Source organism: Kitasatospora sp. NPDC088391, from assembly GCF_044753345.1.
Classification (GTDB): Bacteria; Actinomycetota; Actinomycetes; order Streptomycetales; family Streptomycetaceae; genus Kitasatospora.
On record NZ_JBIVNB010000003.1, the window covers coordinates 549,151 to 566,551 of the forward strand.

Annotated in this window: 19 protein-coding genes and 1 tRNA gene; 5 read left to right on the top strand and 15 right to left on the bottom strand. The window is 75.1% G+C overall.

Annotation, left to right across the window (positions count from 1 at the left end; all coding sequences use genetic code 11):
• Positions 1 to 92: 92 nt before the first annotated feature.
• The 11 genes from ACIQBJ_RS11125 to ACIQBJ_RS11175 all read right to left on the bottom strand — a co-directional run bounded on the left by ACIQBJ_RS11125 (position 93) and on the right by ACIQBJ_RS11175 (position 10,016).
• Positions 93 to 947 carry an RNA polymerase sigma factor SigF gene (locus ACIQBJ_RS11125; protein ID WP_400707181.1) on the bottom strand — a complete coding sequence of 285 codons (855 nt, stop codon included), beginning with the start codon at positions 945 to 947 and terminating at the stop codon, positions 93 to 95.
• A 215-nt stretch (positions 948 to 1,162) separates the two neighbouring features.
• Positions 1,163 to 1,456, bottom strand: a complete 294-nt coding sequence (locus ACIQBJ_RS11130; RefSeq protein WP_400707184.1) for a Dabb family protein — start codon at positions 1,454 to 1,456, stop codon at positions 1,163 to 1,165.
• Positions 1,457 to 1,547: 91 nt separating this feature from the next.
• Positions 1,548 to 1,712 carry a hypothetical protein gene (locus tag ACIQBJ_RS11135; RefSeq protein WP_157032091.1) on the bottom strand — a complete coding sequence of 55 codons (165 nt, stop codon included), beginning with the start codon at positions 1,710 to 1,712 and terminating at the stop codon, positions 1,548 to 1,550.
• A 379-nt stretch (positions 1,713 to 2,091) separates the two neighbouring features.
• On the bottom strand, positions 2,092 to 5,988 hold the full coding sequence (locus ACIQBJ_RS11140; protein ID WP_400707188.1) for a HEAT repeat domain-containing protein: 3,897 nt from the start codon (positions 5,986 to 5,988) through the stop codon (positions 2,092 to 2,094).
• Positions 5,985 to 6,419, bottom strand: a complete 435-nt coding sequence (locus ACIQBJ_RS11145; RefSeq protein ID WP_400707191.1) for a hypothetical protein — start codon at positions 6,417 to 6,419, stop codon at positions 5,985 to 5,987. Before ACIQBJ_RS11145 ends, ACIQBJ_RS11140 begins: the two co-directional genes overlap by 4 nt.
• Before the next feature lie 66 nt (positions 6,420 to 6,485).
• Positions 6,486 to 7,130 (bottom strand): DUF4328 domain-containing protein, encoded by a 645-nt coding sequence (locus tag ACIQBJ_RS11150; RefSeq protein WP_400707194.1) that lies wholly within the window; start codon positions 7,128 to 7,130, stop codon positions 6,486 to 6,488.
• Positions 7,131 to 7,215: 85 nt separating this feature from the next.
• Complete coding sequence (locus ACIQBJ_RS11155; RefSeq protein WP_400707197.1) at positions 7,216 to 7,887, bottom strand: DUF4328 domain-containing protein; 672 nt, start codon at positions 7,885 to 7,887, stop codon at positions 7,216 to 7,218.
• 301 nt (positions 7,888 to 8,188) lie between these two features.
• A tRNA-Ser gene (locus ACIQBJ_RS11160) sits at positions 8,189 to 8,275 on the bottom strand.
• Positions 8,276 to 8,327: 52 nt separating this feature from the next.
• Positions 8,328 to 8,867, bottom strand: a complete 540-nt coding sequence (gene tadA, locus ACIQBJ_RS11165; RefSeq protein WP_400707200.1) for a tRNA adenosine(34) deaminase TadA — start codon at positions 8,865 to 8,867, stop codon at positions 8,328 to 8,330.
• A 29-nt stretch (positions 8,868 to 8,896) separates the two neighbouring features.
• Positions 8,897 to 9,457 carry a hypothetical protein gene (locus ACIQBJ_RS11170; protein WP_400707203.1) on the bottom strand — a complete coding sequence of 187 codons (561 nt, stop codon included), beginning with the start codon at positions 9,455 to 9,457 and terminating at the stop codon, positions 8,897 to 8,899.
• Between the two features lie 298 nt (positions 9,458 to 9,755).
• Positions 9,756 to 10,016 (bottom strand): hypothetical protein, encoded by a 261-nt coding sequence (locus ACIQBJ_RS11175; protein ID WP_400707206.1) that lies wholly within the window; start codon positions 10,014 to 10,016, stop codon positions 9,756 to 9,758.
• A gap of 181 nt (positions 10,017 to 10,197) precedes the next feature.
• On the opposite strand from ACIQBJ_RS11175, the gene upp reads away from it, so the two are divergent.
• A complete protein-coding gene (gene upp / locus ACIQBJ_RS11180; protein ID WP_400707209.1) occupies positions 10,198 to 10,833 on the top strand; it encodes a uracil phosphoribosyltransferase in 636 nt (211 codons plus the stop codon).
• Between the two features lie 70 nt (positions 10,834 to 10,903).
• Here upp and ACIQBJ_RS11185 read toward each other — a convergent pair whose 3' ends face one another.
• From ACIQBJ_RS11185 to ACIQBJ_RS11195, 3 genes are all read right to left on the bottom strand, one after another.
• Positions 10,904 to 11,605 carry a LytR C-terminal domain-containing protein gene (locus ACIQBJ_RS11185; RefSeq protein WP_400707212.1) on the bottom strand — a complete coding sequence of 234 codons (702 nt, stop codon included), beginning with the start codon at positions 11,603 to 11,605 and terminating at the stop codon, positions 10,904 to 10,906.
• 215 nt (positions 11,606 to 11,820) lie between these two features.
• The gene (locus ACIQBJ_RS11190; RefSeq protein WP_014136828.1) at positions 11,821 to 12,117 is read right to left on the bottom strand and encodes a type II toxin-antitoxin system VapB family antitoxin; all 297 of its coding nucleotides are present in this window, start codon (positions 12,115 to 12,117) and stop codon (positions 11,821 to 11,823) included.
• A 132-nt stretch (positions 12,118 to 12,249) separates the two neighbouring features.
• Positions 12,250 to 13,413 (bottom strand): hypothetical protein, encoded by a 1,164-nt coding sequence (locus ACIQBJ_RS11195; protein ID WP_400707215.1) that lies wholly within the window; start codon positions 13,411 to 13,413, stop codon positions 12,250 to 12,252.
• A 94-nt stretch (positions 13,414 to 13,507) separates the two neighbouring features.
• On the opposite strand from ACIQBJ_RS11195, the gene ACIQBJ_RS11200 reads away from it, so the two are divergent.
• The 4 genes from ACIQBJ_RS11200 (at position 13,508) to ACIQBJ_RS11215 (ending at position 16,282) form a co-directional block, all read left to right on the top strand.
• On the top strand, positions 13,508 to 14,455 hold the full coding sequence (locus ACIQBJ_RS11200; protein WP_400707218.1) for an alpha/beta hydrolase: 948 nt from the start codon (positions 13,508 to 13,510) through the stop codon (positions 14,453 to 14,455).
• Between the two features lie 62 nt (positions 14,456 to 14,517).
• Entirely contained in the window at positions 14,518 to 15,039 is a 522-nt protein-coding gene (locus ACIQBJ_RS11205; protein WP_400707220.1) for a YbhB/YbcL family Raf kinase inhibitor-like protein, read from the top strand.
• A gap of 94 nt (positions 15,040 to 15,133) precedes the next feature.
• A complete protein-coding gene (locus tag ACIQBJ_RS11210) occupies positions 15,134 to 15,643 on the top strand; it encodes a SixA phosphatase family protein (protein WP_400707222.1) in 510 nt (169 codons plus the stop codon).
• A gap of 39 nt (positions 15,644 to 15,682) precedes the next feature.
• Positions 15,683 to 16,282: a hypothetical protein gene (locus ACIQBJ_RS11215; protein ID WP_400707225.1), complete on the top strand. Its 600-nt coding sequence runs from the start codon at positions 15,683 to 15,685 to the stop codon at positions 16,280 to 16,282.
• Here ACIQBJ_RS11215 and ACIQBJ_RS11220 read toward each other — a convergent pair.
• Positions 16,270 to 17,271, bottom strand: coding sequence for a hypothetical protein (locus ACIQBJ_RS11220; RefSeq protein WP_400707228.1), 1,002 nt, complete (start codon positions 17,269 to 17,271; stop codon positions 16,270 to 16,272). The two genes, ACIQBJ_RS11215 and ACIQBJ_RS11220, sit on opposite strands and share 13 nt — an antisense overlap.
• Positions 17,272 to 17,401 lie beyond the last annotated feature (130 nt).

Genomic DNA, 17,401 nt, shown 5'->3' on the forward strand with positions numbered 1-17,401 from the left:
GCCGACGTGTCTTCCTGCTCAATACCGGATCACCGCCCTCGGCAAACCCGAACGTCCCGACTCGTCACGCGGCGGTCACGGGCGGCGGGGGTTCACTCCTCCCAGGAGTTCCCGGTGCGCAGCCGGGTGAGGATGCGCGAGAGCAGCCGGGAGACGTGCATCTGGGACATCCCCAGCTCGGTGGAGATCTGCGACTGGGTCAGGTTGGCGAAGAACCGCAGCATGACGATCCGCCGCTCCCGCTCCGGGAGTTGGACCAGCAGGTGGCGGACCATGTCGCGGTGCTCGACGTCGGCGAGCGCGGAGTCCTCGTAGCCGAGCCGGTCGAGCAGGGCGAGGCCGCCCTCGTGCTCCTGGGCGGCCTCCAGCGAGGCGGCGTTGTAGGCGCGGCCGGCGTCCAGGCAGGCCCGGACGTCCTCCTCGGGGATGCGCAGGTTGGCGGCGATCTCGGGGACCTTGGGCACCCGGCCGTGGGTGACCGTCAGCTCCTCCATGGCGCCGCTGACCTGCACCCACAGCTCCTGGAGCCGGCGCGGGACGTGCATGGTGCGGACGTTGTCCCGGAAGTAGCGCTTGATCTCGCCGAGGATGGTCGGCAGCGCGTAGGTGGGGAACTGGACGCCGCGGCCGGGGTCGAAGCGGTCGATCGCGTTGATCAGGCCGATGGTGCCGACCTGGACGATGTCCTCCATCGGTTCGCTGCGGCTGCGGAACCGGGTGGCGGCGTAGCGGACCAGCGGGATGTTGATCTCGATCAGCGCGGAGCGGACCCGGGCGCGCTCGGGGGCGTCCGGGGGGAGTTCGGCGAGCCGCTCGAACAGCACCCTGGTGAGCGTCCGGACGTCCACCGCGCCGCGGCCGCCGCTACGGCGGGCCAGCAGTTCGGCCGGGTCCGGCAGTTCCTCGATCCGCTCCTCCGGCGCACTGCCCTGCGTCCGCACGGACACGGTCACCCTCCCTTGTGAATCACCTCGCCAATTTCCGGCAAAACCGGTCATAGCATCACAAGTCGTTCTGTCGCCGGGCAAGCACCCGGAGGAGGCGTGTTGACGGACCGTCCAGCATTCGGCGGAGTCCGTCGTCGACGCGCCGCGACCTCCGGCACGGGGTGGGGGCCGGAGGTCGCTGGTTCGTGCGTGTGCGATGTGTGCTGAGGGGGGGGTCAGACCTCGAAGTCCGCGATCACCCAGGTGGCGAACTCACGCCACTGCGCGGCGGCGGCCTGGTGGGCCGGGTGGCCCAGGTACGCGGCGAGCGCCGCCCGGTCCTCGACCAGGCTGTTGATCGCGTAGTCCTGCGCGATGTCCCGCTCGGCGAAGTTCCAGCCGCACTCCCACTCGCGCAGCTCGGGGATCAGCGCCCCGAGCTCCTCGAACGCCTTCGCGCCCGCGACCGCCCGCGGGTCGTCCGGGCGGACGCCGTCGTTGAGCTTGAACAGGACCAGGTGCCGGATCACGATGCCGCTCCTCGCGGGTGGAGGGGCACACCCCCGACGGGGCGCGCCCCGTCGGACGAACCCCGCCAAGGTAACCGGCGGACCGACCCGGTCAGCGCACCAGCCCGGTCATGAAGGCGCCGACCGCCTTGGCGGCGTCCGAGATCCCGACGAAACCGGACTGCACCAGCTCGGCCGCGCGCACCGGCGAGGTGATGATCGTGTAGATGACGAAGATGACCACGATCCACATGGCCACCTTCTTCGCCTGAGCCATCGAACGGGCCTGCCTCCCTGAGTCGGGCCGTCGCCTCTCCCCGCACGGCCCTGCCAGCGGGCAGCTTATCCACCGGACGGCGCAACGGGTGAGGGCCGCGTTCACCCCGTGGGACGAAGGTCCCCCCGGAACAGGGCTTTCTCCGGAGGTGACCGCACCGGCGGCACGGCAGGATGGTTGATGTACCGAGGATCTGGCAGGAATCACCGGTACGGCGATCCGGAGGTCCCCGCTGTGGGACCGGGCGCGGCGGCATCCCCCCGACGCGGCGCCCGGTTGTGGGACCTCCGCCGGGGCAGCAGCTCGTCCCCCCGGAGCTGCTGCCCCCACACCGCGGACCGCGAGGTTCCGTACGGCTCCGCACTCCCCGGCACGGTGGTCAACCGCCGGGGAGTGCGGAGCCGCTCGCCGTTCCGGCCCCGTCCCCGTCCTCCGGGCTGTCCCCGTCCTCCGCGCCGCGACCGTCCTCCGGGCTGTCCCCGTCCTCCGCGCCGCGACCGTCCTCCGGGCTGTCCCCGTCCTCCGCGCCGCGACCGTCCTCCGCGCCGGCGTCGATCGCCGCCGTCGCGCCGCCCCCGACCCGGGTCGCCTCCAGCAGCCGGGTCGCCTCCACCGCCACCGCCGGGGCCCGCTCGACCCGCGCCCGCTGCGCCAGCAGCGCCGCCGTCGCCCCGCCCGGGAACCCCGAGGCCAGCGCCCGCAGCGCCGCCACCCGGGCCTCCTCGTCGGAGTCCTCCACCGCCCGCCAACGCAGCAGCTCCGCCGCGCCCGCCCGGTCCCCGGCCCCGGCCTCCGTCCCGGCCAGCGCCCGCAGCGCCACCCGCCGCGGCAGCGGATCGGGGTCCGCCACCGCCCGCTCCCGCAGCAGCTCCGCCGCCTCCGGGCCGCCGCCGCCCGCCCCGTCCCGGACCAGCGCGTGCAGCGCGATCGCCCGGATCGGCGCCGAACCGTCCGCCACCGCCCGCTCCCGGAGCAGCGCCCGCACCGCCGGGTCGGCCGGCCGGTGCGCCAGCAGCGCCCGCAGCACCGACAGCCGGACGTCCGCGTCCCGCAGCCCGCCCGCCCGGGCCAGCAGCAGCGCGCCCGCCCGCTCCTCGCCGTCGTAGCAGCGCACCACCGCCGCCAGCGCCAGGTCCCGCACCCGCGGGTCCGGATCGTCCACCGCCCGCTCCAGGAACAGCGACCTGGCCGCCCCGCCCGGCTCCTGACGGTCCGACAGCGCCGTCAGCACCGCCCCGCGCACCAGCGGGTCCGCCGCCCGCTCCGCCTCCCGCCGGACGAACGCGTCCAGCTCCGGGGCGCCCGCGAAGTGGGTGGCCAGCTCCCCGAGCGCCAGCACCCGGGCCGGGCCGCCCGCCCCGTCGGCCGCGCACTCCAGCAGGAACTCCGCCACCTCCGGATCGCCCGCCCAGCACCGCCCCAGCAGCCGCAGCGCCCCCGCCCGCACGTCCCACGGACCCGCGGTGACGGCCAGGCCGCGCAGCAGCTCCGCCACCCCCGGATCGCCCGCCCAGCGCCCCGCCAGCGCCGGCAGCACCCGGCGGCGCACCAGCGGGTCCCGGTCCTCCGCCAGCCGCTCCCGCAGGAACTCCGCCACCGCCGGATCGCCCGCCCAGCCCTGCGCCAGCCCGATCATCGCCGACAGCCGCAGCTCCGGGTCCTTGTCCGACCCGGCGACCCGGGACAGGAACGGCAGGTTCTCCGGATCGTCGGCCGGCTGCAGGCACAGCGCCCGCAGCGCCATCCCGCGCACCCCCGGGTCGCGGTCCCCGCGCACCCGCTCCCGCAGGAACGCCGCCAGCGGACCGTCCACCCGCCCGTTCACGGTCAGCGCGAACACCGCCAGACCCCGCAGCTCCGGCTGCTCCGCCGCCGCGATCGACCGCAGCAGCAACTGCGCCGGACCGTCCCCGCGCCAGGACTTGCCCAGCGCCAGCATCTCGTCCAGCCGGCCCTCGCCGCCGGACTCCGCCACCCGCGCCGCCAGGAACGCCCCCGTCCCCGGAACGCCCGCCCAGCCGTCCGCCAGCGCCGCGACCGCCGCCTCCCGGGTCAGCGCGTCCCCGTCCAGCTCCACCCGGCTCCGGACGAACGCCTCCACCCCCGGATCACCCGCCCAGCCCTCCGCCAGCGCCCCGAACGCCGCCGCCCGCTGCGCCGACGACCAGCCGTGCTCCGCCCACGCCCGCAGCACCCCCGGGCCGTCCGGATCGTTCAGCTGCAGCGCGCACGCCAGCCGCGCCGTCACCGTCCCGACCTCCATCGAGGTCGGCGACTCCCGCTGCGCGTGGTGCCCGTGCACCAGGTACCAGCGCAGGAACCGCTCCCGGCCCACCCAGTGCGGGCCCAGCCCGGTCAGCACCGGCCGCAGCCCGTCCAGCGCCTCCACCGCCTCCCGCGGCAGGTACGTCGAACCCTCCGCCGCGTACGCCTCGAACAGCGCCGTCAGCGCGTCCACCACCGCCTCGGACTGCGCCGTCACCAGCCCCAGCTTGCGGACCTCGCCCAGGCAGCGCACCGCCAGCACCAGCCACTCCGGCGAGGCGTCCCGGGCCCCCGTCACCCCCGGCAGCACCGGGGCCGCCGCCAGCAGCCGCGACACCGCCTCGCCGACGAACCGCTCGTCCAGCTCCCCGGCGAGCAGCAGCAGCACCTCCCGCCACGCCGGGTCGCGCCAGCGCGCCGCGAACACCCCGTCCAGCAGCTGGCCCTCCGTCAGCGACCGCTCCCGGTTGAACCGGTAGGCGATGTCCGCCGCCGCCAGGTACTCCAGGAACGCCCGGTGCACGAAGCCGTACACGTCGCCGCCGAACCGGCTCAGGATGAAGTTCCGCTCCCGGAACTGCTGCAGCATCGCCCGCGCCACCGGCGCCGCCCGGTCCGCCGGCAGCTCGTACCGCTCCCGCAGGTACCCCTCGAACGAGGACAGCAGCACCCGCCCCGGGATGTGGTTCCCGGCGATCCCGTCGCCGCCCTCCTGCATCCGCCGCGCCACCAGCCGCAGCAGCTCCAGCCGGTCCTCCGACGCCAGGTACGGCATCCCGCCGTCCACCCGCCGGTCCTGCAGGTACTTGCTCGGGTCCCAGTGCTCCACCAGCACCGCCACCGCGTGCTCGTACACCGTCCGGCGGTCCCGCGGCAGCTCCCGGCGCCGCCCGATGATCGCCAGGATGGTCAGGATCAGCGGGTTGCCTGCCAGCTCCCGCACCGGTGCCGAGGACGCCACCGCCACCGTCACCCGGCGGCGCAGCCGCTGCGCCTCCACCGGGTCGTTCGGGCAGGCGTTGGCGTACCAGCGCTCCGCGAAGTCCCCGACCTGCCCGTCGTCCAGGTCCTGCAGCATGTAGTGGCCGAACCCGGCCGCGTCCAGCGGCTCCCGCCGGTACCCGATCACCCGCGAGGTCACCACCACCCGCAGCTGCGGGTAGCGGGCCGCGAACGCCGCGATCCGGCGGCTCGCCAACTCCCGGACCTGCGGGTCGAACAGCTCGTCCAGGCCGTCGAACAGCACCAGGGTCCGGGCGGCGTGCTCGGCCAGCTGACGGGCCAGCAGCTCCTCCGGCAGGCCCAGGCCCTCGGTCCGGTACAGGTGCGCCAGGAAGTCCTCGAAGGTGCGTTCCCGCCACTGCGGGTCCGCGTACCGGCGCAGCTCCACGATCAGCGGCAGCCGGCCCGCCAGCGGCGCCACCTCCGCCGGGACGTCCGCCCCCGGGTCGACCAGCGGCTCGGTCAGCGCCAGGCACAGGTACCTGGCCAGCGTCGACTTCCCCGACCCCGGGTCGCCCAGCAGCACCGCCCGGTGCCCGTCCGGGCCCGCCAGCAGCGGCAGCACCGGCACCGCGGGCCGCCGCCGGTACGCCTCCCGGACCCGGCGCACCGTCTCCCGCTCCACCCCCGGCGGCAGCCGGGACGGGTCCGGCTCGCCCACGTCGGTGAGCCGCTTCAACAGCTCCCGGGGCAGCTCCACCGGCGGCGGGTCGGCCCGCACCAGCTGCGGCACGAACACCTCGCGCAGGTGCACCGCCGGGTGCTCGTCCTGCTCCGACAGCGGCGTCAGCACCTCCAGGTCCAGGCGGTGGTAGCGCTCCCGCAGCCGCCAGGCGTGCCGCCGCCGGGCCTCCTCCGGGTCGCCCGGCGCGGGCCGCTCCTTGCCCAGGTTGACCTGCACCGTGCCCGCGTTGCGGACCAGCACGATGTCGCCGCCCGCGGTCGCGCCCGCCGCGGACTGCCCGCCGTCCTCCTCCGCGCCGAACAGCCGGCGCCAGAAGCCGCTCACGGGGCCCCCTCGCCGGACTCGCCGGACTCGCCGAACCGCACCGAGCCGTCCACGCCGTCGACCAGCTCGACGTCCCCGCCGGCCCGCGCGCCGCGCGCCGACTGCCCGTCACCGGCTTCCGGCACCCGCCCCGCCTCCGGGACCGGGCCGGGCGCCGGGCCCCGGCCGATCACCACGTCGCCCTTCACGCCGCGCACCAGCCGCACCGAACCGCCCGCCGCCGCGCCGTCCGCGGACTGCCGCCCGCCGCCCCGCCCACCGATCCCGCCGGTCACCGCCAGCACCAGCCCCACCAACCCGACGAACAGCCCCAGCACCCCCGCCCACTGGTTCGCCCGGTCCAGCCCCTCCGCCCACAGGAACACCGCCAGCCCGACCGCCGACACCCCGGCCCCGACCCACACCAGCACCCGCCACCGCGCACTCCCCATGCGGGCATCATCCCCGCAACCCGCCCTCCGGCAACCGCCGTTGGGAACACCGTTGGTGGCGGGCCGTCAGATCGTTCCGGCCCGCGCCGAGTGCGCAGCGACCTGGGCCTCCTGCACGGCCGTCAGGCGGCGCACCAGCAGGATCGCCAGGACCGCGGCGGCGGTCATCAGCAGTTCGGCGCCGAGCAGTTGGGTCAGCGCGCGTTCCCGGGCCTCCTCGAAGGTCACGGAGGTCGCGGAGTCCATGCTGCCGCCGGAGAGCAGGGCGAGCACCGACGCCAGCACCATGGCGCCCCACCAGGCGTGCACCGGCCCGGCCCCGTCCTGCTCGCCCGTGGGGGTGCTGGCCCGCCAGACGCCGCGGACCGTCCACCAGGGCAGGAACAGGTTGGCGAGCGGGACGAACCAGCAGACGACGGTCAGCCAGCGCGGCGGCTGCGGCGCCGCCGGGGCGATCACCTCCGCGTTCACCCGCACCCGGTACAGCCACGGGACGAACACCCCCGCCGTCCCCAGCATCATCAGCGCGAACGCACTGTTCGAGAACAACGTCACCGCCAACGCCGCCGTAGGCTCCCGCCCCGGCTCCGCCGCCCGCAGCATGGTCACCCCCGTCGCCGTCCCGAACGAGGCCACCGCGCACGACCCGAGCAGCACCGAAGCAGCGGTGGCCAGGCCGCGCGGCGACCGGTGGACAGCGGGCGAGGTCATCGGAGGGCTCCTGCTTCCGGCGGCAACGGAACCCACACCCTAGGGCCCGCCCGCCCCGGGGCCGAGCCGGACCCCGGACGGGCCGTCAGACGGCCTGCATCTGGGCCCAGTACGCGGCGGCCCGGGCGTGCGCGGCCTCGGCGTGGGCCTCCTGCATGGCCGTCAGGCGGCGCACCACCACGATCGCCAGGACCGCGGCGGCGATCAGCAGCACCTCGGAGCAGACCAGCAGGGAGAGCGCCTGCTGCCGGGAGTCCTCGTAGGTGGCGGACGTCGTGCTGTCCATCACGCTGCTGCCCAGCCGGGCGAGCAGGCTGCCCAGCATCAGGGTGGTCCACCAGGCGGTCACCGCTACCGTCCCGATCGGCCGGGGCACCCCGTGGTCGTCGGTCGGCGCGCTGGCCTGCCACACCCCGCGGACCGTCCGCCAGGGCATGAAGAGACAGGCGAACGGGATGAACCAGCCGCCGATCGTCCACCAGCGGGCCGGCAGCGACAGCGCGCTGTGGGGGTGGATCACCTCGGCGTTGACCCGTACCCGGTACAGCCAGGGGACGAACACCCCGATGGTGCCCAGCACGAGCAGCCCGAGCATCCCGCTGGCGAACAGCGTCAGCAGCGCCCCGACGCCGTTGTCCGCGCGCAGGAGGGCGATGCCCACGGCCGACCCGAGCGACGCCGTCGCACACAGGCCGAGCAGCACCGAAGCAGCGGTGGCCAGACCGCGCGGCGACTTGTAGACAGCGGGCGAAGGCATGGTGAAGCTCCTGGTTCCAGCGGTGAAGGAGCCCACACCCTAGGGCCGACCTGAGCGGCACGGCCACGCGAATTCCCAGCTCAGGGCCGGTTTGTCCGCTTCCGCGAAGAAGATTCGCAGCCAAACCGCCCCGGGGTGAAGCGGTGCAGGGACCACGGCATGTCGCCGCCCTCCGGGTGCAGTTCGCCGACCAGGGTGTCGCCCCGCATCGGTTGCCGGCCGTCCATGGAGTAGTTCCCCGTTTCGGCAGGCCGGTACGGCGAAGGGCCCGGCCGTCGAAACGGTCGGGCCCTTCGGAGAGCGGTAGCGGTGGGATTCGAACCCACGGTGGAGTTGCCCCCACACACGCTTTCGAGGCGTGCTCCTTTGGCCGCTCGGACACGCTACCGAGGGGAACTCTACCGGATCGGTGGGAGCGGACGAAATCCGTTGGGGGCGGGTCAGCGCTGGGTGTCGAAGAAGGCGTGCAGCTGGGCGGTGCAGTCTTCGGCGAGGACGCCGCCGAGGACTTCGGGGCGGTGGTTGAGGCGGTTGTCGCGGATCACGTCGAAGAGGGAGCCGGCCGCGCCGGCCTTGGGGTCGTGGGCGCCGTAGACGACGCGGTCGAGGCGGGAGAGCACGATCGCGCCCGCGCACATGGTGCAGGGCTCCAGGGTGACCACCAGGGTGCAGCCGCTCAGCCGCCACTCGCCGACGGCGGCGGCCGCCGCCCGGATCGCCACCACCTCGGCGTGCCCGGTGGGGTCGCCGTGCGCCTCGCGCACGTTGTGGCCGCGGCCGAGCACCGCGCCGTCCGGGCCCAGCACGAACGCCCCGACCGGGACGTCCCCGGTGGCGGTGGCCAGGGCGGCCTCCTCGATGGCGAGGCGCATCTGGTCCCGCCACCGGTCGCGGACCGGGTCGGGGCGTACGGGGGCGGGCAGCGGGGCGATCCGCGGCCGGTCGCCGAGGGTCGGGGCGGGGGAGGGGACGGGCTGCATGGACCCAGTGTCGGGCACCGGGCCGGCCGCTACCGAACGGCCTCCAGGACTTCGCCGCAGCCCAGCGCCTCGGCGATCTCGCCCAGCGCGTCGCCGGGCGCGGCGCCCTGGCCGGCCAGGTCCAGCAGCTCGTCCGCGCCCATCCCGTAGTCGGTGAGCAGTTCGGAGTCGCCGATCGGCCCGATCGGGGCCGCGCCCGGCGCGCCGGCCGGCTCCTCGTCGTCCTCGGCGTCGGACCCGGCGGCCGCGCCGTCCTCCTCGTCGAGTTCGGCGACCAGGCCGTCGAGGTCGTCGAAGTCGGCCTCCCCGTCCTGCTCGATCAACTCGTCGGTGAGGACCGAGCCGTAGGAACTGCGCGCCGCGGCGGCGGCGTCGGAGACGAAGATCCGCGGGTCGTCCTCACCGTCGATCCGCAGGACGGCGAACCAGGCGTCCTCCTGCTCGATGAAGACCAGCACGGTGTCCTCGTCCTCGGCCGCGCGGCGGGCCAGGTCGGTCAGGTCGGCCAGGGTCTCTACGTCGTCGAGTTCGGTCTCGCTCACGTCCCACCCGGCACCGGAGCGAGCAAGCACTGCAGCGAAGTACGCCACCAGGGACACTCCCAAGATTGGTCTCGGCTGTCGGCGATCTCGGGCGGGTGCGGTCCGGCCGCCCCCGCGCCAGAAGGCGGTCCGCCGTTCGGACCGTCCCCCGGCATCGTGACAGAAAGCCCGCCGTTGCGGGGGGTGTTCGGCAGCGCGTCTTCGCAGGTCGTGTCGGAAAGGTCTGCTTCCGGCCGGTCCGCGAGCCGATCTTGACCGTCCGGCCGCTTGCGGAAGGGCGCGTTCTGCCCGCCGAGGGGCGCAACTCCGGTGCGGGGCGCGGTGCGCGGGCGGCGCCGGGAGCCGGTCAGGTCCGGAAGGTGCGCATCCGCAGGGCCTCGCGCATCCGGCGCTCCTTGGTCCGTCTCGGCTGCACCCTGGCCCGCAGTTCGCGGGCCTCGGCCAGTTCGCGGAGGAACACGGCCCGGCGCTTGCGCCGCTCCGCGTCGGTCTCCGCACAGCTCTCGGGGGCGCGCTCGGAGGCCTGCTCCGACGCCGGACGGGACTCGTCTGTCGAGCCGGACCCGCCCGCGCCGGCGGTGGTTGCCCGCGTCGGGTTGCTCTTCATAGGTTCCGACTTTCCCAGATGAGCGGCGTCGATACCACAGGAGCGGCCCGACTTCCGGGTCCGCTCCCCGTCCGCCCCCGCCGACTCCCGTCGGCTCCGCGCCCGTTCCGCGCCCGTTCCGCGCCGGTCCTGGTTCGTACGGAGTCGTACACACGTCCCGACGGCCGTTATCGTCGTTGTCATGCGTCTCCACCTCGTCGACCACCCGCTGGTCGCCCACAAGCTGTCCACCCTGCGCGACGAGCGCACGGACTCGCCGACCTTCCGGCGGCTCACCGACGAGCTGGTCACCCTGCTCGCCTACGAGGCGACCAGGGACGTCCGCACCGACCAGGTCGAGATCACCACCCCGGTCGCGGTCACCCGGGGCACCCGGCTGTCCTACCCGCGCCCGCTGGTGGTGCCGATCCTGCGGGCCGGCCTCGGCATGCTCGACGGCATGACCCGGCTGCTGCCGACCGCCGAGGTCGGCTTCCTCGGCATGGTCCGCAACGAGGAGACCCTGGAGGCCTCCACCTACGCGACCCGGATGCCGGACGACCTGTCCGGCCGGCAGGTCTACGTGCTCGACCCGATGCTGGCGACCGGCGGCACCCTGGTCGCCGCGATCCGGATGCTGCTGGAGCGCGGCGCCACCGACGTCACCGCCGTGGTGCTGCTGGCCGCGCCGGAGGGCGTCGAGGTGATGGAGCGCGAGCTGGCCGGGGCGCCCGTCACGGTGGTCACCGCGGCCCTCGACGAGCGGCTCAACGAGCACGGCTACATCGTCCCGGGCCTCGGCGACGCGGGCGACCGGCTGTACGGCACCGCGGGCTGAGCGGCGGGAGCGGGAAGCACGAAGGTCCGGCCGGGAGCTCCCGGCCGGACCTTCGCGCGTGTGTGCGGGCTCAGCAGTGGCCGGGCTCCGGGGTGGGGGAGGGCTTGGTCAGCTCGGCGAGGGCCGCGGCGGCCTGGGCGGGCTCGGCGAGGGCGGTGAAGGTGTCGCCGATGACCAGGTCGACGGTGGCGTCGGTGCGGGCGTCCTCGCTGCTGGTGGCCCCGGCGACCTGGGTGGTCAGCAGGGCGGCCGCGCCGGTGGCGCCGGGGCCGACGACCACCTGGGCGCTGCCGGGCACCTTCTTGTCGAGCGCGGACGGCGCGTTGCCGACCTTGCCGATCTGGAAGCCGCGCTTCTTCAGCTCGTCGGCGGTGCGCGCGGCCAGGCCGCCCTTGTCGGTGGCGTTGTAGACGTTGACCGTCACCGCGCCCGGCTGCGGCACCGCGGTGCCGCCGGGGGCGGGCGCGGCGGGCGCGCCGGTGGCGGCGGGGGCCCCGGTGGTCGGGGCGCCGGCGGCGGGGGACTTCTCCGGGACGGCCAGCGGACGGCCGGAGGGGCCGCCGCAGGCCTGCGCACTGGTGTTCTTGTGCTTGCCGGTGAAGACGTCGTAGAGCTGGACGCCGCCCATCGAGACCAGCCCGAGGGTCAGGACGCCGCCCAGCGCGAGGGCGACCCTCCGGCCGCGGCGGGGCGGGCGCCCGAGGCGCGGATAGGCGTTGCCGGTGACCCGGTACTGCTTCCCCTTCAAGCCTTGGGGAGTCAACATGCTCATGGTCTGTCTCCCCCGTAGGTGCCAGGGTGGGGTGCCGGTAGACCGCGGCGCGGCCGTGCGAGCGGCCGCGTGACCGCCGTAGTCAGCAGACTAATCCGACAACGGCGGCGCAGGTACTAGATGATCATCATCCGGGGGACGACGGCACTCGAAAGGACGCACCGGCACCGACCTGCGGTTCCGTACGCCGTCGGGTGACGCCGGCTGACGTCGGCTCAGTCCATTTCCAGCACGCGGGCGTGCAGGACCTGCCGCTGTTGGAGAGCGGCCCGGACGGCGCGGTGCAGCCCGTCCTCCAGGTAGAGGTCGCCGCGCCACTTCACCACGTGGGCGAAGAGGTCCCCGTAGAAGGTGGAGTCCTCCGCGAGGAGGGTCTCCAGGTCCAACTGCCCCTTGGTGGTCACCAACTGGTCCAGCCGCACCGGACGCGGCGCGACGTCCGCCCACTGGCGGGTGCTGGTCCGGCCGTGATCCGGGTACGGCCGTCCGTTGCCGATGCGCTTGAAGATCACACGGAAAGCCTACCGTTCGGGACACGCCGGGCACAGCAGGCAGGACCGACGGTGCGGTGAACCGGACGGTCCGAACCGGACGTTTTGGCCGAAAGCACCGCCTCCGCCGGGTTCGAACGGTGGTCCGGAGGATCACCCGAGAGCGTGACCGATCCGGTCCATCGAGGACAGCCGCATCAGGCCGTAGTTGTAGAACTCGACCTCGGGCACGCCCAGTTCGCGCAGGGTGGCGATCTTGGCGGCGAGGTTGGCGGGGCCGTCGCAGTCGGAGGCCATCGGGCGGAGGATGACCGCCATGTCCGCCGGGCGGACCCCGTGCAGGGCGAAGGCGGCGACCTTCTCGCGGACCGCCTCGGGGGTCTTCGCGTAGCCGAGGGTCTCGATCCGGTGCGCCGCGCCCGCCAGGGCGGGCAGGTCGATGCCGGAGAGCCAGCCGGTGCCGGGGCCGCCGCCGTCCATGAAGGTCAGCCGCATGCCGTGGGCGGCGGCGGTCGCGGCCAGCTCGGCGGTGAGCGAGGTGACGGTGCGGGCGGAGGCGTCCACGTAGGCGGCCAGCGCGCCGCCGGCCAGCTCGTCCAGCGGGGTGGGCGCGAGGGCGCGGGCGGGGTCGGCGAGCCGGGCCCGCAGCTCGGTGCGGACGGTGTCGCGGACGTGCGCGGCGGGGACGCCGGCGGCGGTCGCGGCGGCCAGGCAGTGCGGGCAGAAGCAGAGCGACAGCAGCGCCTCGGTGACCGGGCCGAGCTCCTCGAAGTAGCGCTCGTGGTGGTAGCCGTGGGCCAGGCCGTGGAAGTGCAGGGACTCGGCGCGGATCGCGTCCACGCCGTACCGGGCCAGTTCCTCGACGATCGTCCGGCAGTACTCGCGGACCTCGGGGTTGGCCGGGCACAGCTCGGTCAGGTGGCGGTCGCCGAAGGCGTTGGCGGGCGCGCAGTCGGGGTGGGCGAAGCCGAGCCGGTCGTTGTGGCAGAACACCGTCCAGGCGTGCAGCTTGAGGCCGCGTCGGCGGGTCTCCTCGGCGGCCTCGGCGAACGGGTCGCGGTCGCCGATCGCGGTGGAGGGCAGCGGGGCGAGCCGCCGGCCGGCCCAGCGGTCCGGGTCGGGGCGGAAGTACGCGGCGCCGGGTTCGAGGTAGCGCAGCACCCGGTGCGGGTTGTGCGGGAAGACGTCGCGGGCCTCGTGGTAGACGGAGGCGAGGGTGACCCCGCCGACCCCGGCCCGGTCGGTAAGGTTGCCGAAGAACGTGTCGGCCCCTTCGTCGAGCAGGTCGGTGGCGAAGGCGAGGACGGACGTCTCCACGGGGCAACTCCGGAGAAGGTGAGTGCAGGGAGTGGCCACGCTAACCGCGCACTCCTGTATTGGTCTATACCTGATTGGGTGAGGGGGCGGCGCGATGACGCTGTACCGGGGCTACGACCGGCGGGAACTCGACCGCGAGTACTCGCCCAGCAGCCGGGTCGCCGACTTCGGCGCCGAACTGGCCGCCTACGCCGGACAGGGCCGACGGGCCTACCGGGAACTGCCCGGGCACCGCGAGCTGCGCTACGGGCCGGCCGCCCCCGAACTGGTCGACTTCTTCCCGGCCGGGCCGGGCGCCCCGCTGCACGTCTTCGTGCACGGCGGCTTCTGGCAGGAGCTGGGCAAGGAGGACGGGGCCTTCCCCGCCCTCGACCTGGTGCCGCGCGGCACCGCGTTCGCCACCGTCGGCTACGGCCTGGCCCCGCGCTGGACGGTCGAGGAGATCGTCGACCAGACCGTCCGCGCGGTGGCCCACCTGGTCGACCGGGCGGCCGAGCTGGGCGTCGACCCGGACCGGATCGTGCTCAGCGGCAGCTCCGCGGGCGCGCACCTGGCCGCCTGCGCGCTGCTCGACCCGCGGTTGACCGGCCGGATCGCCGCGGCCGTCCTGCTCAGCGGCGTCTACGACCTCGCCCCCGTCGCCCTGACCTACGTCAACGAGCCGCTCGGCCTGGACGCCGACCGGGCCCGCCGGCTCAGCCCGCTGCTCGCCGACCCGGCCGGGCTGGCCGCGCTGCCGCCGCTAGTGCTGGCCCTGGGCGAGCACGAGACCGACGAGTTCGCCCGGCAGCAGGACGAGTTCGCCGCGGCCGCCCGCGCCGCCGGCGTCCCGGTGCGCGCGCTGCGGGCCGCCGGCCGCAACCACTTCGACCTGGTCTTCGACCTGGGCCGCCCCGACACCCCGCTCGGCGCCGAGGTCGCGGCCCTGGCCGGCGCCGCCGTCCGGGCCGGCCTGCCGGAGCAGCGCCGGGGCGCGGCCGGGGCGCAGGTCGAGCAGGTCGAGCCGGTCGCGTCGGTCGCGGGGGAGCCGGGCGGGAGCTGACGCTCCGTAGACTGCCCCGGTACCCGCACACCCTCGACCACCCTCGACGAGGACGGTGAACGATGACCGCGCGCATCCCGCTTCCGTACGACTTCCTGCCGCCGGTGCCGGCGTTCGAGCTGCGCAGCGACGACCTGGCGGACGGCGCGACCATGCCGGACGCGCACGTGCACGCCGCCGGGAACGCCTCGCCGCAGCTGTCCTGGTCGGGCTTCCCGGCGGGCACCCGCTCGTTCGCGGTGACCTGCTACGACCCGGACGCGCCGACCGCCGCGGGCTGGTGGCACTGGCTGGCCGTCAACCTGCCGGCCGAGGTGACGGAGCTGCCGCGCGGCGCGGGCGCCGACGACGGCGGCCTGCCCGGCGGGGCGTTCCACGTCCGCAACGACTTCCCCGGCCACCGCTACGACGGGGCGGCCCCGCCGCCCGGGCCGGCGCACCGCTACGTGTTCGTGGTGCACGCCCTGGACGTGCCCGAGATCGAGGTCGGCCCGGAGACCCCGGCCGCCCAGGTCGGCTTCCACCTGACCGCGCACGCCCTCGGCCGGGCCGTGCTCACCGTGGAGTACGCCTCCGGCGAGTGACGGCCGCCGCCCGCCCGGTGCCGCCCGCCCGGCGCCCGGCACCGGGCGGCGCGTCCCGCGCCGCCCGGTGGGCGTCCCGCGCCACACTGGGGACATGACGGAACAGCGACGGGTGATCGTGCTGCGGCACGCCAAGGCGGACTGGCCGGACGTGCCGGACGAGCTGCGCCCGCTGGCCGGGCGGGGCCGGGCCGACGCGGCCGCGGCCGGGCGCTGGCTGGCGGAGCACGCACTGGTGCCGGACCGGGTGATCTGCTCCACGGCGGTGCGCACCCGGCAGACCTGGGAGCTGGTCGAGCCGGAGCTCGGCGGCGCCCCCGAGCTGGTGCTGGAGCCGCGCGCGTACCGCGCCGACGCCGGTGAACTGGTGGAGCTGCTGAGGGAGTTGCCGCCGGTGGTGCGCACCGTGCTGCTGGTCGGGCACCGGCCCGAGGTGCAGGACCTGGTGCTGGAGCTGGCCGGCGGCCCGGCCGGCGGGGCGCTGGAGCAGGTCCGGGAGAAGTTCTCCACGGCCGGGATCGCGGTGCTGGCGGTGCCCGGCGAGTGGGGGCAAATCACCGCGGGAGAAGCCGAGTTGACCGACTACGCGGTGCCCAGGGGCTGACCGCCCGGGCCCGCCGGGCCGCGTGATAGGCATGAGGGCATGCGCTTCGACCTCGTCCCCAAGCCGCCGACCGTGGACGCCCGCCCGCGGGACGGGCGCGGCTACCCGGTGCCCGCGATCACGCCGTGGGAGGACGGGCAGCCGCAGTTCGCCCTCACCGACTACGAGCGCTCGGCCGCCTGCGCCCGGGAGCGGCTCTGCTCGGTGTGCAACACGCTGATGCCGCGGGGGCCGGTGTGGCGGGTGGTCGGCGGGGCCGAGGCCGCCGCGATCGGCGAGGCGCTGGCGGCGGGCCGGCCGTACCGGAACATGGCGCCGACCATGGAGGGCCCCGGCCACCGGGCCTGCATGCTGTACGCCGCGATGGTCTGCCCCTACCTGGCCCGGCCGAACGCCCGCCGCCGGGTGACGGCCGATCAGCGGGACGCCCCGGACGACCTGACCGCGCACGTGGTGCGCGGGGCCGTCCGGGGCGAGCTGGGCGCGGTGGTCGGCTTCGGCGAGTACGAGTTCGCGATCACCCCGGACCGGGTGCTGTTCCGCTTCCTGGACCCGGTGGAGTGGCTGCCGCACGACACCGCCGACGACCAGCTCCCGAACCTGCGGGCCGAGTTGGACCGGACCGATCAGCCCCGGTAGGCGGGCAGGCCGACCGTGTCGGTGACCTTGTCGGGCTTGCCGCCCTTGGTCGGGACGGTGTAGATCCCGTCCGGGCCGCGGAAGGCGACGGTCTTGCCGTCCCGGGTGATCACCGGCTCGGTGTAGTCGAGGGCGGCGCCCGGGGTCAGGTCGCGCTCCTTGCCCTGCTCGCCGCGCGCCTCGGTGAAGATGTGGCTGTGGCCGTCGACCGAGCGGACGAAGACCACGTCGCCGGCCTCGTCGGTGGCGGGCTGCGAGCCCTTGCCGATCACGCCGCCGTTGGTCCGGCTGACCACGTCGTGGAAGTAGACCTGGCCGTCGCCCTTGTTGGCGTACACCGTCCAGCCGTACTGGCCGGCCGAGTTGGGCCACAGGTTGCCGGTCTCCGGGATCTCCGTGACGCCCTCGGAGTCGCCGACGTGCAGCAGGTCGGGCTTGGAGCCGGCCTTCGCCTCGGTGGACATCAGCCGCAGGTTCTTCTTGTCGTCCGCGGTGAACAGCAGGAAGGTCCCGGCGCCGTGCGGCTCGTTCGGGCCGTAGACCTGCCAGGTGGGGTGGGACCAGGTGGTGCCGGAGGGGGCCTTGGCGACCAGGGTCTTGTGGCTGCCGTCGGGGTCGGAGGTCTGCAGGTTGCCGTCGCCGTCGATGAACGCGGCGTGCTTGCCGTCCGGGGACCAGGCCAGGTCGCGGACCACGGTGCCGAAGTCCACCGACTTGCCGTCCATCAGCACGGTGGCGGAGTTGGTGCTGACGGTCAGCTTGGTGCCGGCCGTCTTGTTCAGCGTCCCGCCCTTGGCGGGGGCGCCGGAGGAGGCCGTCCCGGCCGGCTCCGAGGCGGCGGGCGTCCTGGGCGCGGCGGCGGTGCTGGCGGCGCTCCCGCCGCTGCCGCCCTCCGGGTCGCAGGCGGTCAGCAGCAGGGTCGACCCGGTGGTGACCGCGGCCACCAGCAGGGCGGCGGCGGACCGGCGCATACGGATGCGATCACTCATGAACAGCTCCCCCATGGAACGGAATTGGCGTGACGGCCCCGGGCCGGTGGCTCCCCCGTCACTGACTCGTGCACAAATTCTGGCAGCCGGGCCCGACGGTCCGGACGCCGGGGCCTGACGCCGGGTCCGT

What these genes read in the sequence shown, in the direction of transcription:
- ACIQBJ_RS11215 (WP_400707225.1), top strand. Translation starts at nt 15,683, where the DNA reads ATGCGCTTCGACCTCGTCCCCAAGCCGCCGACCGTGGACGCCCGCCCG.
- ACIQBJ_RS11150 (WP_400707194.1), bottom strand. Translation starts at nt 7,130, where the DNA reads ATGACCTCGCCCGCTGTCCACCGGTCGCCGCGCGGCCTGGCCACCGCT.
- ACIQBJ_RS11145 (WP_400707191.1), bottom strand. Translation starts at nt 6,419, where the DNA reads ATGGGGAGTGCGCGGTGGCGGGTGCTGGTGTGGGTCGGGGCCGGGGTG.
- ACIQBJ_RS11205 (WP_400707220.1), top strand. Translation starts at nt 14,518, where the DNA reads ATGACCGCGCGCATCCCGCTTCCGTACGACTTCCTGCCGCCGGTGCCG.
- ACIQBJ_RS11200 (WP_400707218.1), top strand. Translation starts at nt 13,508, where the DNA reads ATGACGCTGTACCGGGGCTACGACCGGCGGGAACTCGACCGCGAGTAC.
- ACIQBJ_RS11220 (WP_400707228.1), bottom strand. Translation starts at nt 17,271, where the DNA reads ATGAGTGATCGCATCCGTATGCGCCGGTCCGCCGCCGCCCTGCTGGTG.
- ACIQBJ_RS11210 (WP_400707222.1), top strand. Translation starts at nt 15,134, where the DNA reads ATGACGGAACAGCGACGGGTGATCGTGCTGCGGCACGCCAAGGCGGAC.
- ACIQBJ_RS11175 (WP_400707206.1), bottom strand. Translation starts at nt 10,016, where the DNA reads ATGAAGAGCAACCCGACGCGGGCAACCACCGCCGGCGCGGGCGGGTCC.
- ACIQBJ_RS11135 (WP_157032091.1), bottom strand. Translation starts at nt 1,712, where the DNA reads ATGGCTCAGGCGAAGAAGGTGGCCATGTGGATCGTGGTCATCTTCGTC.
- ACIQBJ_RS11155 (WP_400707197.1), bottom strand. Translation starts at nt 7,887, where the DNA reads ATGCCTTCGCCCGCTGTCTACAAGTCGCCGCGCGGTCTGGCCACCGCT.
- tadA (WP_400707200.1), bottom strand. Translation starts at nt 8,867, where the DNA reads ATGCAGCCCGTCCCCTCCCCCGCCCCGACCCTCGGCGACCGGCCGCGG.
- ACIQBJ_RS11185 (WP_400707212.1), bottom strand. Translation starts at nt 11,605, where the DNA reads ATGAGCATGTTGACTCCCCAAGGCTTGAAGGGGAAGCAGTACCGGGTC.
- upp (WP_400707209.1), top strand. Translation starts at nt 10,198, where the DNA reads ATGCGTCTCCACCTCGTCGACCACCCGCTGGTCGCCCACAAGCTGTCC.